Annotated in this window: 8 protein-coding genes; all 8 read left to right on the plus strand. The window is 37.0% G+C overall.

The genetic code is table 11. The features are described 5' to 3' along the window. Window positions 1–32: 32 nt before the first annotated feature. Complete coding sequence (locus ACFX5F_RS07170; RefSeq protein WP_379851282.1) at window positions 33–998, plus strand: KpsF/GutQ family sugar-phosphate isomerase; 966 nt, start codon at window positions 33–35, stop codon at window positions 996–998. Beyond that, the gene (gene tatC, locus ACFX5F_RS07175; protein ID WP_379851284.1) at window positions 998–1828 is read left to right on the plus strand and encodes a twin-arginine translocase subunit TatC; all 831 of its coding nucleotides are present in this window, start codon (window positions 998–1000) and stop codon (window positions 1826–1828) included. Before ACFX5F_RS07170 ends, tatC begins: the two co-directional genes overlap by 1 nt. After that, complete coding sequence (locus ACFX5F_RS07180) at window positions 1821–2174, plus strand: carboxymuconolactone decarboxylase family protein (RefSeq protein ID WP_379851286.1); 354 nt, start codon at window positions 1821–1823, stop codon at window positions 2172–2174. Before tatC ends, ACFX5F_RS07180 begins: the two co-directional genes overlap by 8 nt. 104 nt (window positions 2175–2278) lie before the next feature. Beyond that, a complete protein-coding gene (lptB, locus tag ACFX5F_RS07185) occupies window positions 2279–3019 on the plus strand; it encodes an LPS export ABC transporter ATP-binding protein (RefSeq protein WP_073209735.1) in 741 nt (246 codons plus the stop codon). Between the two features lie 310 nt (window positions 3020–3329). Further along, window positions 3330–3767 carry a hypothetical protein gene (locus tag ACFX5F_RS07190; protein WP_379851288.1) on the plus strand — a complete coding sequence of 146 codons (438 nt, stop codon included), beginning with the start codon at window positions 3330–3332 and terminating at the stop codon, window positions 3765–3767. An 88-nt stretch (window positions 3768–3855) separates the two neighbouring features. After that, window positions 3856–5250 (plus strand): exopolysaccharide biosynthesis polyprenyl glycosylphosphotransferase, encoded by a 1395-nt coding sequence (locus ACFX5F_RS07195; RefSeq protein WP_379851290.1) that lies wholly within the window; start codon window positions 3856–3858, stop codon window positions 5248–5250. A 703-nt stretch (window positions 5251–5953) separates the two neighbouring features. Then, window positions 5954–6361 (plus strand): endonuclease domain-containing protein, encoded by a 408-nt coding sequence (locus ACFX5F_RS07200; RefSeq protein ID WP_379851292.1) that lies wholly within the window; start codon window positions 5954–5956, stop codon window positions 6359–6361. 601 nt (window positions 6362–6962) lie between these two features. Next, window positions 6963–7370, plus strand: coding sequence for an endonuclease domain-containing protein (locus tag ACFX5F_RS07205; protein ID WP_379851292.1), 408 nt, complete (start codon window positions 6963–6965; stop codon window positions 7368–7370). The last annotated feature ends 631 nt before the right edge of the window (window positions 7371–8001 follow it).

An 8001-nucleotide genomic window follows, 5' to 3' on the forward strand; every position in this document is an offset into this window, starting at 1 on the left:
CTTTTAAACTTACAAATTTTAAACATTCTGTTTTGATAACTAAAGAAAATATCTTGGCAAGTGCCAAAAAAACCATTAGATCTGAAAGTGAATCGATTGCGAAACTCACTGATTATCTTGATGAAAACTTCAGTAACGCCGCACAAAGCATCTATAATTCCAAAGGAAGATTAGTAGTTACCGGAATAGGAAAAAGTGCCATTATTGCGCAAAAAATGGTCGCTACATTCAATTCTACCGGCACACCATCACTGTTTCTTCATGCCTCTGAAGCCATTCACGGCGATTTAGGCATGGTTCAAAACGAAGATATCATTATCTGTATTTCAAAAAGTGGCAACAGTCCGGAGATAAAAGTGCTGGTACCACTTTTGAAGCGCTTTGGTAACACCTTAATTGCCATCACGGGAAATATGACTTCATTTCTGGCTAAAGGATCAGATTTTGTTTTGAACACCACAGTGGATGCAGAAGCCTGTCCGAACAACTTGGCACCAACAAATAGCACCACCGCACAATTAGTCATGGGTGATGCCCTGGCGGTTTGCCTAATGGAAATACGCGATTTCAAACCAGAAGATTTTGCGATATACCATCCGGGTGGCGCTTTAGGTAAAAAATTATTACTGCGCGTCAAAGACATGTTGGAACATACTTTGAAACCAATGGTCAGTCCGGAGGCACCTATCAAAAAAGTGATTTTCGAAATTTCCGAAAAACGTCTTGGTGTAACCGCTGTTGTCGAGGATAACAAAGTAATCGGAATTATCACCGATGGAGACATCCGAAGAATGCTGAACGACAGAGATTCCTTTGCTGATTTGACTGCCAAAGATATCATGACCAAAAATCCAAAATTAATTTCATCAACAGCTATGGTTGTCGATGCATTGAACATTCTCGAAGATTTTTCCATAACACAACTGGTTGTTGTGGACAATGGTGAATACAAAGGAGTTTTACACTTACATGACATTTTAAAAGAAGGAATAGTATAATGGCAAAAAATAGTAAAGAGAAAAAAAACTTAAACGAAATGTCTTTTTTGGACCATCTGGAAGAATTAAGATGGTTACTGGTTCGAAGTACAATGGCTGTAGTAATAATGGCTTTTCTTACGTACTTTATAAGTGATTACCTATTTGACATTATTATATTTGGACCTACACGGCCCACCTTTATAACCTATACTTTTTTTTGTGACCTATCGCATGCTTTAGGTTTTGCAGACAGTATTTGTATCACTGAAATGCCCTTTATCATTCAAAATACGGAAATGGAAGGTCAGGTAAACATGTTTGTCTGGATGTGTCTTTTGGCCGGTTTTATCCTTAGTTTTCCGTATATTTTATTTGAAATATGGAAATTTATAAGTCCTGCATTGTATGAAAAAGAAAGAAAAAACGCTAAAATATTTATATTCATTTCCTCCCTGCTTTTCTTTTTAGGAGTTTTATTTGGCTATTACGTAGTAATCCCAATGTCAGTCAATTTCTTGGCTACATTTACGGTAAGTGATATTGTAAAAAATCAATTCACATTGGATTCCTATTTAGGCATGGTAAAAACATCCGTTTTAGCAAGTGGAATATTTTTCGAAATGCCAATAATCATTTACTTCTTAACAAAACTAGGGTTGGTAACACCCCTCTTTTTAAGAAAATACTGGAAATATGCCGTAATAATAATACTTATTGTTGCCGCAATCGTTACCCCTCCAGATGTGGTTAGCCAAACAATTGTTGCAATCCCTATGTTATTAATATACGAATTGAGCATCCTAATTTCAAAACTTGTAGTACGTAATCAAAAAAAATCAAATGGCTGATATTATAGAAGAATTCAACGAGTACCGTTCTAAAATGAACGAAAAACTACTGGCAGACAATAATAAAATTGTAAAACGCATTTTCAATTTGGATACCAATGCCTATGCAGCGGGAGCATTGGACGTAAAAACCAAAGAACTGCTTGGATTAGTGGCTTCGGCAGTTTTGCGTTGCGACGATTGTGTCAAATACCATTTGGAAACCAGTTTCAAAGAAGGCGTAACCAAAGAAGAAATGATGGAAGCTATGGGAATCGCGACACTTGTAGGAGGAACTATTGTAGTACCTCACTTGCGCAGAGCCTATGAATTCTGGGAAGCACTGGAAGAAACCGCAACAAAATAATTTGTTAAGAAGTTTAATCGTTTAATTGTTTATTCGTTTATTTGACGCGGTTAAGCAGTCGAACGAATAAACAGTTAACCAGTTAAACGATTAAACCAAAGAATATGAAATTAAGAGCCGAAAATCTTGTAAAAACCTATAAAGGGCGCAGTGTGGTAAAAGGCATTTCGGTGGAAGTAAACCAAGGAGAAATCGTGGGTCTGCTGGGACCTAATGGTGCCGGAAAAACAACTTCTTTCTATATGATTGTTGGACTGGTAAAACCAAATTCAGGCAACATATTCCTGGACGACTTGAACATTACCGATTACCCGATGTACAAGAGAGCCCAACAGGGAATTGGCTATCTGGCGCAGGAAGCATCTGTTTTTAGAAAACTAAGTATCGAAGATAATATCTTGAGCGTTTTACAATTGACCAAACTTTCAAAAGAAGAACAGGTTGCCAAAATGGAAAGCTTAATCGAAGAGTTTAGTTTAGAGCACATCCGAACCAACAGAGGTGATTTACTTTCGGGTGGAGAGCGTCGTCGTACCGAAATTGCACGCTGTCTTGCCACCGACCCAAAATTCATCCTACTCGATGAACCTTTTGCAGGTGTCGATCCGGTCGCTGTAGAGGATATTCAACGGATTGTAGCACAACTAAAAAATAAAAATATTGGCATCCTTATAACCGACCACAACGTACAGGAAACATTGGCTATTACAGACAAAACCTATTTAATGTTTGAAGGCGGAATCCTAAAAGCCGGTATCCCGGAAGAATTGGTAGAAGATGAAATGGTACGTCGTGTTTATCTTGGACAAAATTTCGAATTAAGAAAGAAGAAGTTAGAGTTTTAAAGGAAGTGATCAGTTTCTGAAAGAGTGTTCAGTATTCAGTAATCAGTGATCAGTTTCTGAAAGAGTGTTCAGTGTTCAGTGATCAGTGATCAGTATTCAGTGATCAGTGTTCAGTGATCAGTGGTCAGTTTCTGAAAGAGTGGTCAGTTTCTGAAAGAGTGTTCAGTATTCAGTAATCAGTGGTCAGTTTCTGAAAGAGTGGTCAGTATTCAGTAATCAGTGGTCAGTTTCTGAAAGAGTGTTCAGTATTCAGTAATCAGTGGTCAGTTTCTGAAAGAGTGTTCAGTAATCAGTGGTCAGTTGTTTTAGTTTGACGAAAAACGATGCTCGATATTCGATGGACGATATTCGATGGACGAAAAACGATATTCGATGTTCGATATTCGATGCTCGATATTTGATATTCGATGGACGAAATTCGATGGACGAAAAACAATTTTCGATATTCGATCTTCAATCGACGAAAAACGATGCTCGATATTCGATGGACGAAAAACGATCGACGAAAAACGATGGACGATGGACGATGGACGAAAAACGATATTCGATGTTCGGTATTCGATATTCGATATTCGAAAAACGATGGACGAAAAACGATGTTCGATATTCGATCGACGAAAAACGATCGACGAAAAACGATCGACGAAAAACGATAAACGATGTTCGATGGACGAAAAACGATGTTCGGGCTCAAATGAGGATTTTGGGCATTGCTAATTCTCCACCATCAAATAAATTACTTCGTTAAAAAAATAATTTTGTTAAAAAAATTAACATTTCTTAGAATGATATGAGCTCAAAATGGCTAAATTGCACCTCTAATCAGAAACAGAAACATGTTAGCAGTAGGCAAAATGCACTTTGAAATATCAGAAAGGAAGATGATTCTTCGCCTGTTTGATATTTTATTTATTTTGATGGCTTTGTTTCTCGTAGGGCACTTTTTTGATTTTGATTATTTTACGATCATAATGGCGAATTTTTACTGGACTGTAGTATTGGTGCTTTATATCAGCCTTTTCGGTACGATATTCGAAATGTATAATCTGCAAGTGGCCAGCAATCATTATCAAGTGTCAAGAAGTGCTATACTCACAGCCACTACTACGGTTTCCATTTATCTGCTGACCCCTTTTTTTTCTCCTGAATTACCCTCCAAAAGAATACAGATCTTATTGTTGTATCTGGTTGTCTTTATGTCTTTGTTTTTGTGGCGTATGTTTTATGTGAAGTTTTTAGCATCCAATCGCTTTCTTCAAAATGCTTTATTAATATGTGATCAGGAGCAGGTAGAAGAGTTAATTTTGGGGTTGGAGAACATAGATCCGCATTATAAAATCGTTGCTTTCGTTAGCGCCGATACTGCCGAGGAAGACACAACTGCCTATCACTATGTACAACAAATAAAAAGACAGGCTTTATTTCCCTTTGTAAAAGAAAATTCCATTTCTGAAATTGTGATCGCCTCCCAAAAAACGGAAGGAATTACTCCTGAATTGTACCAGCAACTGCTTCACTTATTAGAGTCGGGCAGCATAATCAGGGAGTATACCCAGGTGTATGAAAGTAAAACACAGCGCATTCCGGTGCATTATATGTCCAAAGATTTTTACCGTTATTTCCCTTTCAGCAGAAGCAATCACAATAAGCTGTATCTATTACTCATTAGGTTTTTTGAAATCGGTGTTTCCGTCGTCGGATTGTCGGTTGGTCTGCTATCGTTGCCAATAATAGTGGTAGGTAATGCCATAGGGAACAGAGGAAAGTTATTTTATACCCAAGAACGGGTGGGTAAAGATGGAGTGGTATTTAAAATTTTAAAATTTCGGACTATGATTTGTAATGCCGAAAATAATGGTGCCGTTTTTACTACAGTCAATGATTCCAGAATAACTCTTTTTGGAAAATTTTTAAGAAAATCCAGAATCGATGAATTTCCCCAATTTATCAATATTCTTAAAGGCGATATGGCCGTTATAGGTCCTCGTCCCGAGCGTCCCTTTTTTGTAAAGGAAATAGCTGAGGTAATGCCTTTTTATGAAACCAGACACATCATAAAACCGGGTTTAACGGGTTGGGCTCAGGTCAATTATTCTTATGGTGATACGATTGACGACAGTTTGATAAAGCTGCAATACGATCTCTATTATATCAAGCACAGGAGTGTTTTCCTTGACTTGAGTATTGCGTTTAAGACTATTACTACGGTGTTGTTTTACAGGGGACAGTAGTTCTCTTCGATTTTCGTTGTTCGATAGCAAAGCAAACAATTTCATTTTGAATTCAAAACCCCTAAAGATTCCGGGACCGTATTCCCCTCTTGAAATCAAAGATTCAACGACTCCAAAATTAAATAAAAACCGGAGTTATAGGGGTTAGGAGTGTGTTCCTTTGAATCCTAAAACACCATTGATTCCGGGACCGTATTCCCCTCTCGAGAGGGGTTAGGGGTGTGTGAATCGAAGATTCAACGACTCCAAAATTAAATAACAACTGGAGTTATAGGGGTTAGGGGTGTGTTCCTTTGAATCCTAAAACACCATCGATTCCAGGATCGTATTCCCCTCTCGAGAGGGGTTAGGGGTGTGTTCCTTTGAATCCTAAAACACCATCGATTCCAGGATCGTATTCCCCTCTCGAGAGGGGTTAGGGGTGTGTTCCTTTGAATCCTAAAACACCATTGATTCCGGGACCGTATTCCCCTCTTGAAATCAAAGATTCAACGACTCCAAAATTAAATAACAACTGGAGTTATAGGGGTTAGGAGTGTGTTCCTTTGAATCCTAAAACACCATTGATTCCAGGATCGTATTCCCCTCTCGAGAGGGGTTAGGGGTGTGTCCTTTTTTCAAAGCAAACAATTTCATTTTTAAGACATAACACTATAATTAAAAACCTTATTTTTAACGTATCAAAAACGTTTATAGAGCCACTATGCCCAAAAGAAAAATCATACCTTACAACCCTAAACTCAAAGAATTTGCCCGACAACTTCGAAATAATTCGACTGAAACAGAAATTTTTTTGTGGTTAAAATTAAAGGCTAAGCAGATGTACGGTTATGATTTTCATAGGCAAAAACCAATTGATAATTTTATTTTAGATTTTTTCTGTTATGAATTAATGTTAGGGATAGAAGTAGATGGCTATTCTCATGAGTTTTTAGAAGTGTATAATAAAGATTGTATAAAAGAAAAGCGAATGAATGAATTCGGGATTACCATTTTACGATTTAGTGATGAACAGGTCCTGAAGGATATGGAGAATGTTATAAGAGCTATCGAGTTTTATATTTATGAGTATGAAAAACACACCCCTAACCCCTCTCTAGAGGGGAATTGAGAAGTGGAATTACAGCTATATATAACTTGATTTTTTAATACTGATAATAATTTATAATCATATAGCTTGGAAATATCTTGATCTCAAAGTATGCACTACGCTACGATATAGGAAACGCTATGTTCCTTCGAGTCCTAAAAACAGCATTAATTACACGATCGTATTCCCCTCTTGAAATCGAAGATTCAACGACTCCAAAATTAAATAATAACTGGAGTTATAGGGGCTAGGGGTGTGTCCTTTTTTCAAAGCAAACAATTTCATTTTGAATCCTAAAACACCATTAATTCCGGGACCGTATTCCCCTCTCGAGAGGGGTTAGGGGTGTGTGAATCGAAGATTCAACGACTCCAAAATTAAATAAAAACCGGAGTTATAGGGGTTAGGAGTGTGTTCCTTTGAATCCTAAAACACCATCGATTCCAGGGTCGTATTCCCCTCTTGAAATCAAAGATTCAACGACTCCAAAATTAAATAATAACTGGAGTTATAGGGGTTAGGGGTGTGTCCTTTTTTCAAAGCAAACAATTTCATTTTTAAGACATAACACTATAATTAAAAACCTTATTTTTAACGTATCAAAAACGTTTATAGAGCCACTATGCCCAAAAGAAAAATCATACCTTACAACCCTAAACTCAAAGAATTTGCCCGACAACTTCGAAATAATTCGACTGAAACAGAAATTTTTTTGTGGTTAAAATTAAAGGCTAAGCAGATGTACGGTTATGATTTTCATAGGCAAAAACCAATTGATAATTTTATTTTAGATTTTTTCTGTTATGAATTAATGTTAGGGATAGAAGTAGATGGCTATTCTCATGAGTTTTTAGAAGTGTATAATAAAGATTGTATAAAAGAAAAGCGAATGAATGAATTCGGGATTACCATTTTACGATTTAGTGATGAACAGGTCCTGAAGGATATGGAGAATGTTATAAGAGCTATCGAGTTTTATATTTATGAGTATGAAAAACACACCCCTAACCCCTCTCTAGAGGGGAATTGAGAAGTGGAATTACAGCTATATATAACTTGATTTTTTAATACTGATAATAATTTATAATCATATAGCTTGGAAATATCTTGATCTCAAAGTATGCACTACTATTTAGGAAACGCTATGTTCCTTCGAGTCCTAAAAACAGCATTAATTACACGATCGAATTCCCCTCTTGAAATCAAAGATTCAACGACTCCAAAATTAAATAACAACTGGAGTTATAGGGGTTAGGGGTATGTTCCTTCGAGTCCTAAAACACCATTGATTCCGGGACCGTATTCCCCTCTTGAAATCAAAGATTCAACGACTCCAAAATTAAATAACAACTGGAGTTATAGGGGTTAAGCGTGTGTTCCTTTGAATCCTAAAACACCATCGATTCCAGGGTCGTATTCCCCTCTCGAGAGGGGTTAGGGGTGTGTCCTTTTTTCAAAGCAAACAATTTCATTTTGAATTCAGAACGCCTAAATATTACGGATCATATTCCCCTCTTCAGAGGGGTTAGGGGTGTGTCCTTTTTTCAAAGCAAACAATTTCATTTTGAATTCAGAACGCCTAAATATTACGGATCATATTCCCCTCTTCAGAGGGGTTAGGGGTGTGTCCTTTTTTCAAAGCAAACAATTTCATTTTGAAT

Origin of the sequence: Flavobacterium zhoui, from assembly GCF_042787235.1 — a bacterium.
Classification (GTDB): domain Bacteria; phylum Bacteroidota; class Bacteroidia; order Flavobacteriales; family Flavobacteriaceae; genus Flavobacterium; species Flavobacterium zhoui.